Raw genomic sequence first — 18,807 nt, 5'->3', positions numbered from 1 at the left:
TTGATACCCGAAAAGGCTAGGAAGAGAAAGAGTACGGCGGTGAAATCTTTGAACAGAGAGCTCCGGCAGCTGAAAAGGAGCAAAGAAACTACCCGCGGGAACATGGTCTCTGAGCTGCGCACCGAACTCCCTGCGGGATGTAGGCTGCGACGGAACCCGCATCCGTTATTGTGCTAGGGTATAAACGCCAAGCGGCGTCGTACCTGACAAGGTGAATGCCGGGACCGGCATTAAATTGGGTGGTAACGCGTGAGCACAAGCTCTCGTCCCTTTGGGACGGGAGCTTTTTTTGTTTTCCCACAATGAGGAGGTTATGATCATGGCTAAGATTTTTATCGGCGGCGCCTGGCCGTATGCGAACGGCTCGCTGCATCTCGGCCGGCTGGCAAGCGTGCTGCCCGGCGATGTCCTGGCGCGGTATTACCGGGCAAAAGGGGAAGAAGTGCTGTATGTATCGGGCAGCGATTGTCATGGCACGCCTGTAGCGGTGCAAGCGATCCAGGAAGGGACAACGCCTGAAGCGGTCGCCGGCCGGTTCCACCAAGAGTTTGCCGAATGTTTTGAACGTTTGGGCTTTACCTACGATTTGTACACGCGCACCGACCGGGAAACGCATCATCGGGTGGTTCAAGAATTGTTTGGAAAGCTGCTGGAGAACGGGCATTTGTACCGGAAGACAGTCCTTCAGACCTTTTGCGAAACGGATAAGCGGTTTCTGCCCGACCGTTATGTCGAGGGAAAGTGTCCGGTATGCGGAAACCGCGCCCGCGGCGACCAATGCGATTACTGTTCCACGCTGCTGGATCCGGCAGATCTGACGGACCGTACCTGTAAATTATGCGGACATCCGCCTGTCGACCGGCCAACGGAGCATTTTTATTTAAGCTTGTCCTCGTTTCAGGAACCTCTGGCCCGTTATGCGGATACTGCTCAAGGATGGCGGGACAACGCGGTGCGGCTGACGAAACGTTATTTGGACGAAGGGCTTCAGGACCGGGCGGCTACACGGGATTTGGAGTGGGGAGTGGATGTTCCGTTAGAGGGCTATGAGGGGAAAAAAATATACGTCTGGATTGAAGCGGTCAGCGGATATTTGTCGGCAAGCAGGCAGTGGGCGGAGGAAACGGGTGGGAACTGGGAAGCGTTTTGGCAGGACAGTGACGGTGACGAGAACGGGGACGGAGACGGCGGAATCACTGCTTACTACGTGCACGGAAAAGACAACATCCCGTTCCACAGCCTGATTTGGCCGGCGCTGCTGTTGGGTGCGGGAGGACTGCATCTGCCGGACCGGATTCTCTCATGCGAATACATGACGCTGGAGGGGCGAAAGTTCTCGACCAGCCGCAACTGGGCGGTGTGGGTGCCCGACATTTTGGAGCGGTATCAGCCGGACTCCATTCGTTACTTTCTGATTGCCAACGGGCCCGAGAAGCGGGATACGGATTTTTCGTGGAGAGAGTTCATTTACAGTCATAACGGCGAGCTGCTTGGCGCATTCGGGAATTTTGTGAACCGCACGCTGGCCTTTGTTCAGAAGTCGTTTGGGGGCGCAGTGCCCGCCGGGACGTTCAGTACGGAATGGAGGACCTCAACGGAGGAGCTGTATCACGGAGCGGGAGCTTTAGTGGAAGCGGGACAGTTCAAGGATGCCCTCGAGCTGATTTTTGGTTATGTCCGCCGGGCCAACAAATATTTTGACGAGCGGAAGCCTTGGGCGCAATTTAAGGAGAACAGGGCGGCATGCGAAAATACGCTCTACGAATTTGTCCAAATTATCGCCAATCTGGCGAATTTGCTGGAGCCCTTTACTCCGTTTGCTTGCGCGAAAATAAGGAAATTCCTTACACTGGAAGAACCGGGGTGGACGCTGCTTGTTATTCCGGCCGGACGGTGCATCCGGGAGCTGGAGCTGCTGTTTGAGCGGATTGATCCAGACCGGATTGCGGAGGAGGAAGCCCGGTTGGAGAGGCAGCTACGGCAGGCTTAGGTAACGCTCCAGATCAAACAGGCCCCTCCTTCAAAGTCCCCAATACTATATCAAATGAGGTGTAAAGACATGAAGAAGACAGCCCACAAGCTTTTCCTTGTCCAGATGCGAAGCGAAAAGGCGGACATCGCAGGCAATCTCCATTCCATGCGGGAGTACATAGCTGCCGGCAGCGCCGGAGGAGCGGATATTGTTTGTTTTCCCGAAATGAACATTACAGGTTACATTGATCCTGCGAAACACCCGGAAGCCGTGTTGACCCGGGATCATGCGGCGGTAACCCAAGCCGTGGAGTACAGTGCGGAATACGCCGTCTGCGTTATTGCAGGTTTCGTCGAGCATAACCCGGAAGGGAAGCCGTTTATCACGCAATTTGCCGCCTACAAGGGCGAGTGTCTTGGATTTTACCGCAAAAAAACGATCGTCGACGAGGAAGCGGAATGGTTTGCGCCGGGCGACCAGCAGCCGGTGTTCTCCATCCCGGGGCTTACTTTTGGCCTCTCCGTCTGCGCTGACATTGATGATCCGGATATTTTTCGCCAGTATGCCGCACAGGGAGCCGATGTGATTCTGGAGAGCGCGGCGCCGGGATTGTACGGCGAGCAGGCGGCCCGCGACTGGGCATCCGGATATAACTGGTGGAGAAGCAAATGCATCGACCAGCTTGGAGCGTATGCGGCGGAGACGGCAACGTACATCGCGGTCGCGACGCAGGCGGGGCGGACGGTGGACGAGGATTTTCCAGGGGGCGGCTATCTGTTTGACCGGACAGGCAAACTTGCGGCGGAGTCGGGGGATTGGAGCGAAGGCGCGCTGAGTGTGCAGATCGAGGTTTAATGCATCGAACCTGTCTTACTCCTCATATTTGGCTTTGTGCTTACGCTTCATTGCCACATAGTCGGGATCGGTTTTGGCTTCCGTCCATTTGGCTTTGAAGATAGCGGCGGACTCCGCCTTCACCGAATCGTTTTGGTAAGGCAAAACAGAACCGTCCTCCTGCGAATATTTCCGCCCGCCTTTGTGATTGGTGTACCGCCGTGCACGCGTATAACCCATTTGCAGGAACTTCCGTGCCATATCCATCCCGACAAAATCACGGTCCTCTTTGTATTTCAAAAACAGCCCGTAGATTGCCTCTGAGGATGCCCGGGCGATTTCCGGCGTTTTGAACCGCCAATGCGGGAGGATCTCGCTTTTGTAGGGCTCCACAAGCAGCACGCCTTGTTCGCCGCGGCCTATCGTATACAGCTCGGGATGCTCGCGCAGATCCAGCTGGCTGTAATCCAGTGTGTAATCAAACTCCTTCATAGACTCCCCTCCGGCTGCGATTTTTGCGTAATGTTAGGACTCGCCTGATTATAAAGAGCTTACCCGGTAACCCTTCCCTCAAACAGCAGGTTGAGGTGAAACAGCCCGGGAGTTGACAAAAAAACCGCCCCGCCCGGTTAAGCGGGGCGGAAGCGGTTTACAATCCAACACTATTGCTTCACAACGGTGTAGCCTTCTTGTTTCAGCTGGGTCACGACCCCGTGGTCGCCCAGCATATGCAGTGCGCCAACCACGATGAAGTAGGTGGAGCCTTTGTCGCTGTTCAGGTATTCCTTGACATGCTTCACCATGCCATCATTGCGGTCCTGCAGCATCGCTTTGTAGTATTCGGGGTCAGTGGCGGAAGCTTTAGTGAAGGCAACCAACGTGTCTTCATCGCCTTCTTTCCACATTTGGTTCAGCTGATCGGCTGAGTTATCCTGAGCCGCCGCGGTAGGCTGCGTCAATGCTTCAAGCATTTCGTTCAGCTGCTCCTCCTGGAGCTTGTCCGAAAATCCGGCCAGCATATTAAGCTGCAGCTCGGCTGTCTCCAGCTCAATGACCGGCTTGTTCAGCTGCTTGGATTTCTGCAGGAAATACATATCAATGCCGATATCGGTCTGATAACCGGAGTCCTGGGCCTGCATTCCGGTCAGCGAGTTGGAGACCAGCCAAGGCTTGTACTGATCAAATGAATTGGCCGGGAGTTTGTTGTCAGTCAGGAATTTGACCAGCTTGTTGTAGGTTGCGGACGAAATATGATCCTTAAGCGTGGTGCCGTCCGTGTAGACTCCTTTTTCCGCCATAAATTTTTTCATCAAAGCGGAATCAACTTTCGTCATGTCCACCTCTACGCCCAAATACTGCGATTCTTTAAATGCTGCTTCAATCTCCGGGCGAAGCGGGTACATGGCTTTGTCAGCCACATGGATAGAACCAAGCAGGTATACGGTATTGCCTTTGTTCTCTACCTTCCACAGGAAACCTTTGCTTCCGCTAACCGGCTTTTGCGCCTCAAAGGTGATGGTGCGGAGCGAGGGATTCCAAGCTACGCTGTAGCCGGTTGTCTCACCGATAAAACGAACGGGAACATAAGTAACGTTGTTAATCGATTTTGGAGCAACCGGAAGTTTTTTCGTCTGGCCGTTAACGGTTGCGTTGGTGCTGCCTACCGTCAACTGCAGCTTTAGTCCGTTTTTAGTGCCGGTTACTGTCTTGGTTTTGCTGTCCCAGACTACGTTCACGCCGAGCTTCTGGAAAAACGGACGCATCGGGACAAGCGTTGTACCTTTTTCATGAATCGGGTTCACATTGCCGAGCTGAACCTGGGCTCCGTCAATCCATACGCCCACCGGCTTGGCTGCGGCCTGCGCAGGCGAAACTACGGTTAACACCAAAAACAGAGATAGAAATAGAGTGCTGAGTTTCTTCATCATGGACTGAACCTCTCCCATTGGCAGTAGAATATGAAAACCTATTACACACAAAATACCTAGTGGAACAGTCTTCCATGCCATTATATAGAAGCCTATACTTGTATTCAATGCCGGGCGGGTATTTCTGCTTCATGCTTATGAATCTTTCGAATTTTAAATAAAAGCCAGTGGGCCTGGTTAGATACGTAAGCGTAGACACCCCATGAAGTCAGCCAAGTGCATTACGAAGCAAGAGCTGTCCCCCGTCATACTGCGACTTATTGGGACAGCCCCTTTAAATATTTTACTTCGGATCAATCCACGTTTCGGCCATCTTCACCAAATCGGCTTTGCTCAGCGGACTGTCTGAATCGTCGGACAAATTGAACTGCAGCGCGCGCGTTTCGTCAATCCAGCCAAGACGGTTTGTGCCTGCATTTACGGGCCCGTCCGGTCCGCCCGAGCGGATATAATAAGCTTCCGTTCCGCCGATGGACAGCTTCTCGGCGGCATCCTGTTCGTTTTGCATAATGGTGGTTTTTGTAACGTCCGGTTCGATCCTGGAGACGGTAAGGTTCACATAATGCCTGCCGCTGGAATACCGAACAAAAGTGAAGTCCGAGGTGCTCCAGTCCAGCTTGCTGACGAACAGTCCTTCCTCCTGCGGAGCCGCCTCGGCCTCAGCGATCAGCCGCTTTTTCAAGGTTTCTTGGGCAGCTGAATCCAATCCGGCCGCATGAACCGGGGTTACATAGCCAAAATCAAAGGTATATTCCTTAAGCGGATGTTCGGGCAGGGAAGGGGACGGTGCGCCGGTGCGTTCGATCTCGCGCTGCAGGCCCGCGATGCTGTCCAGTTCGTTTTCGTGATACACGTATTGAATGTTCCGGCCGGGATCGGTGCTGTTTTTAACGTAATAAGCGCCATATTCACCGGGCTGAAGCCGGCTTTTGGCTGTTTCGTGCTGCTGCCAGTAAGCCTGCGAATACATTTTGGAAGCATCGGTCTCTTTGGGCGCCACGGCCGTATCCATGACGATGTCCCCTTGGCTGTTACGGAATTCAAGATATTGAGAAGCGGCATAACCTGTTACGGATGCGCACAGGACAAATACCGCAGCCATGGCGGGAAGCGCAAAGCCTTTGCGGAACCGTCCCGCGGCCGCAGCAGTTTTCCGGCCCGGTTTCACTCCGGCCTGCCGGTACACCCGCTCCATCACTTGGGCGGAGACATCAAAGGTTTGAACCCTCAGCGAATTTCCCGATAGATGGCTCATCTCCTTTAAGCCTTGTTCTTCGCGGTCGTGTTGTAGCTCACGCATGGCTTGTGTTCCTCCTTTATTTCTTCCATAACGGTTTTGAGTTTGGTTTTGGTGCGGGCATACTTCTTTTTTGCTGCTTCCTGGCTGCGGCCGGTAATCTGTCCGATTTCCTCAAACGATTTTTCTTCAAACACGCGCAGCACCAGTAAATTTCGTTCCTCCGCGGTCAACCGGTCCAGCGCGCGGCTGAGCGGTTCGCTAAATAAGCGGCGTTCCATGGTTTCGTCAGGACTCTCGGCCGTCTGGCCCCTTGGGAGCAGAAGGCTGAATTTGCGCTGCAGCTGCCTGCGGCGGATCAGGTTCAGACAGTGGTGGTACGCCATTTTGTACAGCCAAGCGGAAAAGCTGACTGTAGGCTTATATTGGCGGATTCGTTCAAAGGCATGGACCAAAATGTCTTGAACGGCGTCTTCGGCCTCCTGTTCACTGCCCAACAGCCGCCAGCAGTACACAAAAATCTGCCGCTGATGTTTTTTTACGATGTAGTCGTACGCCTGGATATCGCCTGCCTGGACCTGCCTGATCCGATATTCTGTTTCCTCGTCCATAGGTTCAAGCACCTCCCTCCGGGTTCCTATGAAGTATACACCCGTATAACAAACGGCAGGAGGGAAAAGGGACAGCTTTTGTTTCTGTTTAGAAAAATAGCGGCGCCGCCCGGAAACGGCACGATCTATGTCAGGCGTGCTGACCGGGCCAGTCTACAAGGTCTGTCCGCTGTCAACCGTAATGATCTGGCCGGTCATTGCCTCCTGCTCCAGTGCGGCGCAGACCATCGATGCAATCGTTTCGGGAGAGGCGATTTGCTGCAGCAGCAGACGGGGGGCGAGCTCCCGCATCTGCTGCTCTTTTCCCGACCACCAGCGGGTGGCGACCGCTCCGGGAACGATACAGTTCACCCGGATCAGCGGAGCGAGGGCGTGCGCCAGTGACCGGGTCAGCCCATGGACGGCGGCTTTGGATACAGCGTAGGGAAGGGAGGAGCCGACGCCGGTCGACCCGGCGATGCTGCCCAGGTTTACGATGGCGCCCTGCCCGTTTTTTTTCATATACGGAGCGGCGGCGCGGGCGCAAAAAAACATCCCCTTCACATTGACCGCAAATAACTCATCCCATACCTCGCCGTCCGCAGACTCCAAATCGTCCATCGGAAGGTGCCGTGTAATCCCCGCATTGTTGACAAGCAGATCGATCGTGCCAAACTGCTGTACAACGGTTTCAATCATGGCCTTCACCTCCCCGTCGTCGGCGACATTCGCCCGGACGGCTGCCGCGCGTCCTCCCTGCTGGTTGATCAGGTCTGCCGTTTCTTCCGCTTCCGCTTGCGAGCGGGAATAATTTACGCAGACCATCGCTCCCCTGGCTGCCAATTCAAGACTGACAGCTCTGCCGATGCCGGTTCCTCCTCCGGTGACAATCGCTGTTTTCCCATTTAAGTTCATAAGTAATCCGCTCCTTTTCCTTTCCATCTGAATGAGTTCATTGTAATTTTTAATTATCTATTTGTATAATTGAATGATATGAACTGAAGGTTCAATATTATTGAACCAGAACGGAGGCGGCAAATGGACTTGAAGGCAGTAAGGTCGTTTCAGACTGTCGTCAAACACGGCAGTTTTATCCGGGCGGCAGAAGAACTGAATTATGCGCAGTCCACGGTGACGATGCAGATCCAGCGTCTGGAAGCCGAGCTTGGTCTTCCGCTGATTGAACGGGGCAAAACGTTCCGGCTGACGGAGGCGGGCAGACTGTTTCATACGGAGAGCCTGCAAATCACCGCCAGTATGGACCGGCTGAAGAGCAGCCTGGAGGATGCCGCCAAGGGGGAAGCGGGCGAAGTGCGCATCGGGGTGACCGAGCCGGCAGCCAGTTACCGCCTGCCCCGGATTTTGCGGGAGTTCATGACGGCTTATCCAAACATCCGGATTGATGTGGAGATATCCAATACGCCGGGTCTAAGCGATAAGGTGCTGCGCGGGGAGGTCGACTTTGCACTTTGCACCACACCTGACAACACGGCGGGCCTGCAGTTTGAGAAGCTGTACCGTGAGGAGTTCGTAGCGCTGATTCAGAAAGGTCACCCTCTTGCGGAAAAAGACCGGATTGAACCGGAGGATCTTGAAGCCGACCGTCTCCTGGTTACCTCGGAAACTTGTCCTTACCGCAGGAAGCTTGAGGCGGTTCTCCGGGAACGGGGACTGCCGATGCCGGCAACGATGGAAATCGGCAGCATGACGGCGCTTAAATATTACGCGGCAGAAGGGATGGGGATCGCCCTTGTGCCTAAAGTTGTGGTTGTTCCCGGACTTCAAGGCGTCACCGCCCGGCCGCTTGGCGATAGTCTCATTTCCATGAACATCGGTCTTCTCGGCAGCAGCGGCGCCTACCCGCTGCATTTGGCGGGACAAAGGCTATACCGCCATTTTCAACGGGAACTCCCGCCCGTGCAGACCCGCTGACAGTTCCGGATTCCCTGCGGTGGAGCGGACTTCGCCGATAATGGTATAATTAAACAAAGGCGTGCAAAACAGGAGGAATCGCGATGCAGGAGGATTTACTGGACAAGCTCGAGGCATGGCATGAAGAGGATGAATTTGAGAATATTGTTGCGGCAATCAATGAAATTCCCGAAGCGGAACGGGATTATACGCTGATCAGTCATCTTGGCCGGGCGCTGAACAACCTTGAGCGGTATGAAGAAGCGATTGAACAGTTTGAGCTCATTGCGGACGAAGGCAAAAATGATCCGCTGTGGAACTACCGCATGGGGATTGCTCATTTTTACCTGGAGCAGTATGAAGAAGCGCTTGTGTACTTCGAAGCCGCGGACCGGCTTGATCCGGATGACGAAGATACGCTGGAGTTCCTGGAGACCATCCGGAGCAAACTTCCCGAGAAGCCGAAGGCGGAATCGAAGGCGGAATCGAAGCCGCTGGTAAAGGCCGCTCCGGTCGTATTCGATACCGACTTTGACGTAGAGGGATTTTGGGACGATACGGCGCCGGATGCCGACACCTATCGCTCGGCTCCGCCGTCCGACGAACTGGTCGAGTCCGTGGAGGAGGAGCTTGTGTTCAAGCTGCCATCGTTTTATGTGCAGATGATGAAGCAGCATAATGGCGGCGTTCCGGTTATCCGCAGCTATTCTCCTGCGGAAGGCAGCCCTATTTTTATTGCCGGGATGCCGGGAATCGGCCGGGACAAAGCACATTCGTTATGCGGCGCAAGAGGCAGCCGGGCAGTGATCGACAGCGGCGGTTTCCCGGAATTTGGCGTCGTGATCTGCGACTGTCCTTCACCGGATGAAGTCATCATGCTGGACTACCGGGAAGCGGGCAACGATGGCGAGCCGGAGGTTGTGCATGTGGACCGGAACAACGGTATGGCCGTTACTCCGCTGGCCCCGAGCTTCGAGGCGTTTGTCCGCGGATTGGCCGCACAGGGCGGGCAGGAATAGAACCGCCGATGGGGTTGGCTTTTTCACCCACAACTATTATCCTTCGTGTACATCTCCCTGTAGAGTATATGATACAAAGGCTTACCGGGTATAACTGTCAGGACGATAAAGGGAGGTAGGAGCCGCGGCCCCTGCCTCCCTTTATTGGATGTTTCCTTCTATTGCTGATTCATCCAGTTGGCAAAGTCCTGAATGACACTTAGCGGTACGTTTCCTGGAAGCATGTACTCCGCACCCGTTGATTCGGTGTCCGACGCTACGAACAAATGATTAAGCTTGGGATACAGCTTGTAAGTGACATTACTGCGGGCGGCGAGAGCTTGTTTCCAGCCGTTCAGATGGTCGGCACTTACCTGCATATCATTATCTCCTTGGGCAATGAGCATCGGGACCGATTGTTTTTTGGCGAGCTCCCCGCCGTAGTAATTGCGGAAATCGTACCACCATTCCGGATGAGGCAGTTGAAACCCGGGTGCGCCTTTCGGAGAAAAGGCAGGACTCTTCACTACATCATATTGCGATTTAAAAAAATCAAGCTGCTGCTTCACACCGGATACTTGCCCGCTTGGAGCCCCGTTTTTCTTTACCGTTTCAAGCATGTGCTCATACTGCCACAGCATAACGTCCTCCAGCGGTTTGGAAGGGCCGGCCATCAGTATGGCTCCATGGATGGAACCCGAACGGTCCTGCTCCAGGATACGGGGCACCAGCATTCCTCCCTGGCTGTGTCCGAGCAAAAATATCCGGTTAGCGTCGATCCGGGGATCATTTTTAAGGCGTTTTATGGCTTCCAGGGCATCATCGACCGTTTCCTCTTGAACGGTAAAGCAGGCGCTGTCCGACTTCAAAGAGTGTTCTCTGGTACGCTTCTCGTAACGAAGTACAGCGATATTGTACTTGGCTAAACCGACGGCCAAATCGCGGAATGTCTTGGCGCCTCCAATTGAATTATCGCGGTCGTTCGGCCCCGATCCATGGACCAGCACGACTGCAGGGAAAGGCCCTTTTCCTCTGGGAATGGATAAGGTCCCGGGGAGCGCATAAGTGCCCTGTCCAACCGTAACCTCTTGTTCGATATATCCGTCAGGATGATCGTAGCCGGGAGGTTTGTATGTATCTGGGGTTGAAGGCGGAATAAACAGGTCGTCCAGTTTCCCTTTGGAATCAAACCGCATGATGATGGACAGGGGCGCTCCCGAAGGCAGGACATAGGTTAAATGGGCATTAGTGTGTACTGACGTTTGGCTAACGGATACCTTCCGGAGAGTATCCAGCGGGCCGTATGCCGTTTTATATTCTTTTCCAAGCCGGGTTAATACCTCTTCCGGCACGGATTTACGCAGCGGGTCACTCAGCAAATTTTGCGCTTCCCGTGTTTTCCCGTCAACAATCAATCGTATCAAATAACTTCCTTGCGTTGTTATGTCGGACGATGCGATATGCATCCCTGTCCTGTCATTCCAGTTCAGATGGACTTGTAAAGCTTTATTTAGTGCATCAAGCGGGACATACAGTTGTTTTTTTGCTATAAAGGGCGGTTTATCCATTAAAAATAAGGCCCCGTTCACCTCCGTGTTGCGGGAACCGGTACGTAACTGCCATTGTTGGCTCCCCCGTTTGACGGTTACGCTGCCTGCAGCCTGGTCCCAATGGACCTTGGCTCCAATGGATTCAGCTGCTTTGCGCAGCGGGATAAACAGCGGGGCTCGGCCGGCTGACGGTGCTGAAACTGCTGAAGCTGCTGAAGCTGTACTTATGTCTCTGGTGGTTGAACTGGCTAATGCTTGAAGGGGGATGCTGGTTAATACCATAACGGCGGCAAGTCCCGATAATAAGATGACAGACGTTTTTTTCACACCCTTAGCTCCTCTCTTGGTATACATTCATAGTAGAGCGCCTAGGTTAAAATTAAAGGCGGGAGCCGTTTAAGAATGGTTTAAATCTGCAACCTTTTTACCGGGGGATAGGCAGTTGCGGTGTTTACTCATCACAAATGGGAGAAGTCCTTGGGACCCCGAGGAACGCTATAATCCGGCCGGCGAATATGGTATAGTGAATCAGACAAGACAGGCCGGGTTTGGGTCATGAATGAAGAAGGAGAGCTACATGACACAGTTTGTTTATAAGCAGATTATGGACGACTTGAAGGAAAAAATTTTCGCCGGCAAGTTCCCCGATATGCGGCTTCCCGACGAACGCAGCCTCAGCGAATCCTATCAGGTCAGCCGAAGCTCCATCAAGCGGGCGCTCACGAAGATGGAGCATGCCGGCATCATTTTTAAGAAACAGGGCTCCGGTACCTTCATCAATCCGTTATACATAAAAAACGAGTCCATCTTCAACTACGAAGGCTCCAATTTAGGCGTTACGGACAACTTTCATATGCACGGCAAAAAGCCGCAGGTCAAAGTGCTGACCTTCGAGGTCATACCGCCAACGGAGGAGCTTCAGCGGGATTTGTTCCTGCAGCCGCATGATTTTGTCTACAAAATTGTCCGTCTCCGGCTGTTTGAAGAAGTGCCGTTTATGATTGAGACGGGATATATTCCGATCAAAATCGTTCAGGATTTAAACCAGACAATTATTGAGGGCTCGATCTTCAATTATCTCGAGGATTCGCGCAATCTGGCGGTCACCAAGTCGTTTTTATCCATATTTGCGGAGCCTTCGCAGCCTCAAGACAGGGAGCTGCTGCATTTGCGGGAGCACGAGCCGGTCGGCATCATGGAAGGCATTTTCTTTTTGGACAACGGAACCCCGTTCGAGTTCTCCCACATGCGGTTTCATTATCAGTATCTCAAATTTAATACATTTGTATCCGTACAATAAGCGAGAGACCGGAGCAATCATCCGGTCTTTTTTGCTGTCCTGAAACCTAAATTTCCGGCTGATTTTAATTTCCAATTCTTCTATAAACCGTCTGTTTTAGTAAGGGTTTAGCTGCGTTTTTCATACTATGTTCAAAATTTCACAAAATTGGACCGTATCATTTGTTTAAAAGGTTGAATTAAATAATTCCGGCGGTATGATGGAGTTGTAGAAAACATTGGCAGGAAAAAAGAGAACGAATATACAGGGAGTGGAGAAAATGGGATTATCATCTGTACAGGTTGATTACTCCTCGGCAACCTATCTGGAGAAGCTGGATGCTTACTGGCGCGCGACGAATTACATTTCCGTAGGTCAGCTGTATCTGAAGGACAATCCGCTGCTTAGAGAGCCGCTGAAAGCATCCGACGTGAAGGTGAAGCCGATTGGCCACTGGGGAACGATTCCGGGCCAGAACTTTATTTATGCTCACTTAAACCGCGTTATTTGCAAATACGATCTGAACATGTTTTATGTCGAAGGCCCCGGACACGGCGGCCAGGTAATGGTATCGAACGCTTATCTCGACGGCAGCTACACCGAAATTTACCCGGAGATTACCCAGGATATTCCCGGCCTGAAAAAACTGTTTAAGCAGTTCTCGTTCCCTGGCGGCGTCGCTTCCCATGCCGCACCGGAAACGCCGGGGTCCATCCATGAAGGCGGAGAACTGGGTTACTCCCTGTCGCACGGCGTTGGCGCAATCCTGGATAATCCGGATCTGATCTCCGCGGTCGTTATCGGCGACGGCGAAGCGGAAACCGGACCGCTGGCCGCATCGTGGTTCTCGAACCGCTTTATCAACCCGGTGACCGACGGCGCGGTGCTGCCGATTCTGCATCTGAACGGATTCAAGATCAGCAACCCGACGATTCTGTCCCGCCAGTCCAAAGAAGAAATGACCGCTTATTTCCGCGGCATGGGCTGGGAGCCGTTTTTTGTGGAAGGAAACGATCCGGAGTTTATGCACCCGGAAATGGCGAAAACGCTGGATGCGATTATCGAACGTATTGGTGCAATTCAGACAAACGCGCGGAAAAACGGCGATCAAACCCGTCCGCTGTGGCCGATGCTTGTATTCCGTTCCCCAAAAGGCTGGACGGGTCCGAAGGCATGGGGCAATGTGCCAAACGAAAATTCGTTCCGCGCGCATCAGGTGCCCATTCCGGTGGATCAAAAAAATATGCAGCATGCCCCCGCACTGCTGGAATGGATGAACAGTTACCGTCCGGAAGAGCTGTTTGACGAAAACGGCCGCTTGATTGCTGAAATCGCAGAGATTTTGCCTAAAGGCGACAGAAGAATGGGCAAAAATCCGGTAACCGACGCCGGCAAGCTGGTCAAAGCACTGCGTCTGCCGGATTTCCGTGACTATGCGGTGGATAACAGTGTTCCCGGCCAAGTCATTGCGCAGGATATGGCGGTTCTGGGGAAATATATGAGTGAGGTTGTCCTGCTGAACGAGGCGAACAAAAACTTCCGCATCTTCGGTCCGGACGAAACGATGTCCAACCGGTTAGGCCCGGTGTTCGAGGTTACGAAACGCCAATGGATGGACGCCATTATCGAACCGAACGACGAATTCCTGGCAACGTACGGCCGGGTAATCGATTCGCAGCTGTCGGAGCATCAGGCGGAAGGGATGCTGGAAGGTTATGTCCTGACGGGTCGCCATGGATTTTTCGCCAGCTATGAAGCGTTCCTGCGGGTTGTCGATTCGATGATCACCCAGCATTTCAAATGGCTGCGCAAAGCGACCGATCAAGGCTGGCGCACCGATATTCCGTCGCTGAACGTTGTTGCCACTTCGACGGTATTCCAGCAGGATCACAACGGTTATACACACCAGGACCCGGGCCTGCTCGGCCATCTGGCCGACAAGAAGCCGGAATTTATCCGCGAATATCTGCCGGCGGACGCCAACTCGCTGCTGGCTGTGTTTGATACGGTGCTGAACGACCGGCAGAAGATCAACCTGATTGTCTCGTCCAAGCATCCGCGTCCGCAGTGGTTTACGGCGGAGGAAGCGCAGGAATTGGTCAACAAGGGACTGAAGATTATCGACTGGGCAAGCACGGACAACGGCGAAGAGCCGGATATTGTTTTTGCTTCCGCGGGCACGGAGCCAACCATTGAAAGCCTGGCAGCCATCTCGATTCTGCATGAGAAGCTGCCGCAGCTGAAGATCCGTTATATTAACGTGGTTGATCTGCTGAAGCTGAGAAGCCCGAAACTCGATCCGCGCGGCCTGTCTGACGAAGAGTTTGATACTTTTTTCACAAAAGACAAGCCGGTTGTCTTCGCGTTCCACGGATACGAAGGATTGATCAAAGATCTGTTCTTTGACCGGCACAACCACAACCTGCATGTACACGGCTACCGGGAGAACGGCGACATTACCACTCCGTTTGATATGCGCGTCCTGAATCAGATGGACCGGTTTGATCTCGTGAAGGAAGCGGCGCTGAACCTGGATGCCGGGCGTTATGCGGACATCGTAGACGAAATGGACGCCATGCTGAAGAAGCATCACGAGTATATCCGCGAGGAAGGCTTCGACCTGCCGGAAGTGGAGAACTGGGTGTGGAAGGAACTTAAATAAAGAACTAGAGACGGAAATATAAGAACCGAAATAAATTGAAATAAAGAATTGCCGGTTTCAAGATGCCTAGGCACAGGCGTTGTGGAACCGGCTTTTTGTATGCTGCTAACGGCAGCCTAGAGCTCACACTGACCGGGAATGCCCCTGGGGCTCACGGTGAAAATAAATTTGCCTGCCGGCAGAAAGGCGTGCCTGCCGCTTACCTGCCCGGCTCCTCTTTGAAAGACAAGCCGGCTTCGTCCAGCACCGCTTTCATTTTCGGGATCGAGCTGGGTCCAACGCCGTGAAGCTTTAAAATGTCTTTGGAGGTGTGCCGGGCTAATTCCTGCGGTGTAGTGATGCCTGCATGGGTTAAAGCCCGACGGACCGGTGCGGCAAAAGGGGCAAGAAAACCTTCCTCCGGCGCAGCCTCAGCCTCACAAAACGGACAGACGGGACAGTCGGAGCTTTTACGGTACCGGTGTCCTTTGCTGCAAATTCTGTCCGTACCTTGGGGTCTTGTCATGATATCCTCTCCTTAAAGTACCCGTATGAAAAAATCCTCTCTGTCCGCGCGGCTCGTCCGCAGTTATCTCTACTTCTATTATAACCTTGCGGCGTTGCCCTAATTTCTTATGGATTGCGTTTGCGCCACAAATTCAGCCGTATTCTAAATGTAAAGAAAAAAAACGCCTTTATTCAAAGGTTCTCTTGCAGGCGGATGCAGCCCGCGGCTATGCTCGAAGGAAGTAAAGCAAAATGGAAGGAGAGAAGAGGATGAACGAACCTAAAGTGATCCTGGTCACGGGGATTATGGCAAGCGGCAAGTCGACAGTAGCCCAGCTGCTGGCTGAACGGATGAATCCGTCCGTGCATTTGCGGGGAGATATGTTCCGCAAAATGATTGTAAATAACCGGCGGGAAATGACGCCGGACGCCGGGGAAGCGGAACTGGAGCAGCTCCGGCTCCGCTACCGTTTAGCTGCCCAAGCGGCCAGGACATACGCGGAGGCAGGCTTCACGGTGATTGTCCAGGATGTGGTAGTCGGTAGGGTGCTAGATGACTTTATCGCCTACATGACGTACCGTCCCTTCCATGTGGCCGTGTTATGTCCTGACCCCGGGGCGGTCGCCGAGCGGGAAGCCAATCGGGGTAAAAAGGGGTACGGAGCCTGGACAGTCGAAGCTCTGAACCGCGTACTCTGGGAGGAGACCCCAAAAGTCGGCATCTGGCTGGACTCCACCCGGCTGACGGCCGAGGAGACCGCAGCGGAATTGCTGAAGAGGCTGGAGGGGGACCCGGGGATCGCCGGCAGCCAGACGGGTTGAAGCGGGAATTAAACAGATCAGTCCGGGAAATTTGGAGAGCTTGTCCTGCTAAAAATTCGGATACCGCGAAAAACAGGACCCTCCCTATCACCGCAGGTCTTCTGCATACAAAGAAGTGTTTCAAATTCCGTCAACGGTGTAATGTGCCCGTAAAGGAAGGTTGACGGATAAGAAGTCCGGGGAAGCAGACAATACTATGTAGACCTGGTCTGTGCGGCCCGATAAGGCGCAGACAGTCAAAGGAGAAGCTATGACTGAACAACAACGACAGCAAAACGACGCAGGCTGGAGTTTCGACAACAGTTATGCCCGCCTGCCGCAATTTTTTTATTCCCGTGCCCAGCCCGAGGTTCCGCCGAACCCCCGGCTGGTGATTCTGAACAGCGTGCTGGCAGCGTCGCTAGGCCTGGACGCCGGGCAGCTGCGCAGCGGGCCGGAAGCGGGTATGTTCGCCGGACAAGGTGTGCCCGAGGGTGCGGAGCCGCTGGCCCAAGCGTATGCGGGCCACCAGTTCGGCCATTTTACCCGGCTGGGCGACGGGCGCGCCATTTTGCTTGGCGAGCAGATTACACCCTCCGGCGAGCGGCTGGACATCCAGCTGAAGGGTTCGGGACGTACGCCGTATTCCCGCCAGGGTGACGGCAAAGCGGCGATTGGCCCTATGCTGCGCGAATACATCATCAGCGAAGCGATGCATGCGCTGGGCATTCCGACCTCGCGGAGTCTGGCGGTTGCGCTGACGGGCAAGCCGGTCATCCGGGAGACGCATCTGCCCGGAGCAGTCCTGACACGGGTGGCGGCCAGCCATCTGCGTGTAGGCACCTTTCAATATGCGGCGGCTTGGGGCGGTAAGGAAGAGGTCAAGGTCCTTGCCGACTATACGCTGCATAGGCATTATCCTATTGCCGGCTCGGCGGACAATCAGTATTTATTTTTGCTGAACGAAGTGATTGGACGCCAGGCTGCGCTGATCGCCAAGTGGCAGCTGGCGGGTTTTATTCACGGGGTGATGAACACCGACAATATGGCGCTTAGCGGAGAGACGATTGATTACGGCCCTTGTGCGTTTATGGACACGTATGATCCGGCGACCGTATTCAGTTCAATCGACCGCAAGGGCCGGTATGCTTACGGTAACCAGCCGGGCATCGCCGCCTGGAATTTAGCGCGGTTCGCGGAGACACTGCTTCCTTTGCTGCATGAGGAGGAAGAAGAGGCCGTCCGGCTTGCGGAAAAAGCGGTGAACGGGTTTGCGGACCAGTTCCAGCGGCACTATCTTGCGGGAATGCGTGCGAAGCTGGGTTTGTTTGGAGAGGAAGCGGAGGATGAAGCGCTGATTCAGGAGCTGCTGGAGATGATGGAGACGCACCGGGCGGATTACACCAATACTTTCCGGGCGCTGACCTTCGGTCGGCCTGAACTGACGACGCTGACAGGAGCACCCGAGTACAAGGACTGGCTGGACAAACGCGAGGCAAGAATGCAGCGGCAAAAAGAGCCGGCTGAAGCTGCACACAGAATGATGCGAAGCGCCAATCCGGCGGTCATTCCGCGCAACTATCGTGTGGAAGAGGCGCTGGCAGCGGCGGAACAAGAAGATTATGAGCCAATGGACCGGCTGCTGTCCGTTCTGTCCGACCCGTATGCGCATAATGAGGCGCAAGAGGAATTCTCCGCGCCGCCGGAGCCGTCGGACTGTGCCTACCGGACGTACTGCGGAACGTAGGGGAAGACACACAAGCGGCGTCAGGATAAAGGTGAACTTGAAAAACGAACGGCGACCAAGGCGGCCGCCGCTTTCGCCGGACCGGCGGGAAGCGGACCGCCTTTTTTGGTTATGTGCCGCCTAGGGCCATTTGCTTACGGGCGGGGCTTTGGCTTCGGATTGCGGCCTTCGGTTCCGGTTGTGGCCACCCGCTTACGGCTGGGAGTCAGCGGGGATTGACCCGAACCTGCGAGCCTTTGCCGCCGCTCTGAATGCCCGTCTCCTTCAGCCCTACGTCCTTCAGATCGGCAAGCAGCCGTTCCAGCACCGATTTGGCGGCCGCGGCTTCTTTTGCGCCCGACGCTTTCACTACCAGCTGTACCGGTTTGCCGGCGCGCAGATGCTTGTCCGCCTGCCGGAGCTTTGTCTCATAATCATGATCCTCGATATGGGCGGTAAAACGCAGCTCTTTCGCTTTTTCCTTGCCATCCGAACCTGCATTTCCCGTCTTGCGCCCTTCCGGTTTACGCGCTGCGGCTTTATCTTTGCCGGCCTCTGCTTTCGCTTTCCCCTTGGGCATCAGCCGGCAGGGCGGCGGGCTGCTCATCAGCGATGTGCAGACAAGATCGGCCGAAGACGAACGGGCCAGCGCCAGCGCTTCCGTCCGGGAAACGACTCCAAGTTTTTCTCCTTGAAGCCCCGTCAGTTCCACCTCCGACGCTCTGATTTGTTCATTGATTAATACGGCCATAGCGATAAAACCTCCACGAACTGAGATAAGCCCATCTTATACGAAACCGGCCGCGGGTATCAATCGGCAGGGACCTGCAGCA

General features: G+C 54.2%; 16 protein-coding genes and 1 other annotated feature. Of the genes, 8 read left to right on the top strand and 8 right to left on the bottom strand.

Annotated features, from left to right (window positions below; all coding sequences use genetic code 11):
• The first annotated feature begins 9 nt into the window (after positions 1-9).
• Positions 10-274: a binding site (T-box leader), on the top strand.
• Between the two features lie 45 nt (positions 275-319).
• Both metG and ACE6ED_RS14155 read left to right on the top strand, forming a co-directional pair.
• Complete coding sequence (metG, locus tag ACE6ED_RS14160; RefSeq protein ID WP_410827821.1) at positions 320-1,990, top strand: methionine--tRNA ligase; 1,671 nt, start codon at positions 320-322, stop codon at positions 1,988-1,990.
• Between the two features lie 69 nt (positions 1,991-2,059).
• The gene (locus ACE6ED_RS14155) at positions 2,060-2,827 is read left to right on the top strand and encodes a carbon-nitrogen hydrolase family protein (protein WP_410827820.1); all 768 of its coding nucleotides are present in this window, start codon (positions 2,060-2,062) and stop codon (positions 2,825-2,827) included.
• 15 nt (positions 2,828-2,842) lie between these two features.
• Here ACE6ED_RS14155 and ACE6ED_RS14150 read toward each other — a convergent pair whose 3' ends face one another.
• The 5 genes from ACE6ED_RS14150 to ACE6ED_RS14130 all read right to left on the bottom strand — a co-directional run bounded on the left by ACE6ED_RS14150 (position 2,843) and on the right by ACE6ED_RS14130 (position 7,476).
• Positions 2,843-3,298 (bottom strand): DUF4385 domain-containing protein, encoded by a 456-nt coding sequence (locus tag ACE6ED_RS14150; RefSeq protein WP_410827819.1) that lies wholly within the window; start codon positions 3,296-3,298, stop codon positions 2,843-2,845.
• Positions 3,299-3,468: 170 nt separating this feature from the next.
• Complete coding sequence (locus ACE6ED_RS14145) at positions 3,469-4,734, bottom strand: TraB/GumN family protein (RefSeq protein ID WP_410827818.1); 1,266 nt, start codon at positions 4,732-4,734, stop codon at positions 3,469-3,471.
• Positions 4,735-5,017: 283 nt separating this feature from the next.
• Positions 5,018-6,034, bottom strand: a complete 1,017-nt coding sequence (locus ACE6ED_RS14140) for a DUF4367 domain-containing protein (RefSeq protein ID WP_410827817.1) — start codon at positions 6,032-6,034, stop codon at positions 5,018-5,020.
• Positions 5,995-6,582: an RNA polymerase sigma factor gene (locus tag ACE6ED_RS14135; protein WP_410827816.1), complete on the bottom strand. Its 588-nt coding sequence runs from the start codon at positions 6,580-6,582 to the stop codon at positions 5,995-5,997. Before ACE6ED_RS14135 ends, ACE6ED_RS14140 begins: the two co-directional genes overlap by 40 nt.
• Positions 6,583-6,735: 153 nt before the next feature.
• Complete coding sequence (locus ACE6ED_RS14130) at positions 6,736-7,476, bottom strand: SDR family NAD(P)-dependent oxidoreductase (protein ID WP_410827815.1); 741 nt, start codon at positions 7,474-7,476, stop codon at positions 6,736-6,738.
• Positions 7,477-7,599: 123 nt separating this feature from the next.
• Here ACE6ED_RS14130 and ACE6ED_RS14125 point away from each other — a divergent pair, with 123 nt between their 5' ends.
• The gene (locus ACE6ED_RS14125) at positions 7,600-8,493 is read left to right on the top strand and encodes a LysR family transcriptional regulator (RefSeq protein WP_410827814.1); all 894 of its coding nucleotides are present in this window, start codon (positions 7,600-7,602) and stop codon (positions 8,491-8,493) included.
• A gap of 83 nt (positions 8,494-8,576) precedes the next feature.
• Entirely contained in the window at positions 8,577-9,491 is a 915-nt protein-coding gene (locus ACE6ED_RS14120; RefSeq protein WP_410827813.1) for an SMI1/KNR4 family protein, read from the top strand.
• A gap of 158 nt (positions 9,492-9,649) precedes the next feature.
• Here the strand turns inward: ACE6ED_RS14120 and ACE6ED_RS14115 are convergent, their stop codons facing one another.
• On the bottom strand, positions 9,650-11,347 hold the full coding sequence (locus ACE6ED_RS14115; protein ID WP_410827812.1) for an alpha/beta hydrolase family protein: 1,698 nt from the start codon (positions 11,345-11,347) through the stop codon (positions 9,650-9,652).
• A 250-nt stretch (positions 11,348-11,597) separates the two neighbouring features.
• On the opposite strand from ACE6ED_RS14115, the gene ACE6ED_RS14110 reads away from it, so the two are divergent.
• Together ACE6ED_RS14110 and ACE6ED_RS14105 are read left to right on the top strand one after the other, a co-directional pair.
• Entirely contained in the window at positions 11,598-12,320 is a 723-nt protein-coding gene (locus ACE6ED_RS14110) for a GntR family transcriptional regulator (protein WP_410827811.1), read from the top strand.
• Positions 12,321-12,579: 259 nt separating this feature from the next.
• Positions 12,580-14,961 (top strand): phosphoketolase family protein, encoded by a 2,382-nt coding sequence (locus ACE6ED_RS14105; protein WP_410827810.1) that lies wholly within the window; start codon positions 12,580-12,582, stop codon positions 14,959-14,961.
• 199 nt (positions 14,962-15,160) lie between these two features.
• On the opposite strand, the gene ACE6ED_RS14100 is transcribed toward ACE6ED_RS14105, so the two are convergent.
• Positions 15,161-15,466, bottom strand: coding sequence for a helix-hairpin-helix domain-containing protein (locus tag ACE6ED_RS14100; RefSeq protein WP_410827809.1), 306 nt, complete (start codon positions 15,464-15,466; stop codon positions 15,161-15,163).
• Between the two features lie 251 nt (positions 15,467-15,717).
• Between ACE6ED_RS14100 and ACE6ED_RS14095 the strand changes: the two genes are divergently transcribed.
• A complete protein-coding gene (locus tag ACE6ED_RS14095; RefSeq protein ID WP_410827808.1) occupies positions 15,718-16,269 on the top strand; it encodes a phosphotransferase-like protein in 552 nt (183 codons plus the stop codon).
• Positions 16,270-16,519: 250 nt separating this feature from the next.
• Positions 16,520-17,995, top strand: coding sequence for a protein adenylyltransferase SelO (locus ACE6ED_RS14090; RefSeq protein WP_410827807.1), 1,476 nt, complete (start codon positions 16,520-16,522; stop codon positions 17,993-17,995).
• Positions 17,996-18,200: 205 nt separating this feature from the next.
• Here ACE6ED_RS14090 and infC read toward each other — a convergent pair whose 3' ends face one another.
• A complete protein-coding gene (infC, locus tag ACE6ED_RS14085) occupies positions 18,201-18,725 on the bottom strand; it encodes a translation initiation factor IF-3 (protein ID WP_410827806.1) in 525 nt (174 codons plus the stop codon).
• Positions 18,726-18,807 lie beyond the last annotated feature (82 nt).

The organism is Paenibacillus nanchangensis, from assembly GCF_046543445.1.
In the GTDB taxonomy this organism is placed as follows: Bacteria; Bacillota; Bacilli; order Paenibacillales; family Paenibacillaceae; genus Paenibacillus_AQ; species Paenibacillus_AQ nanchangensis.
Note: the sequence above shows the minus strand (reverse complement) of the source record. Positions and strands in the feature narration are given on the sequence as shown.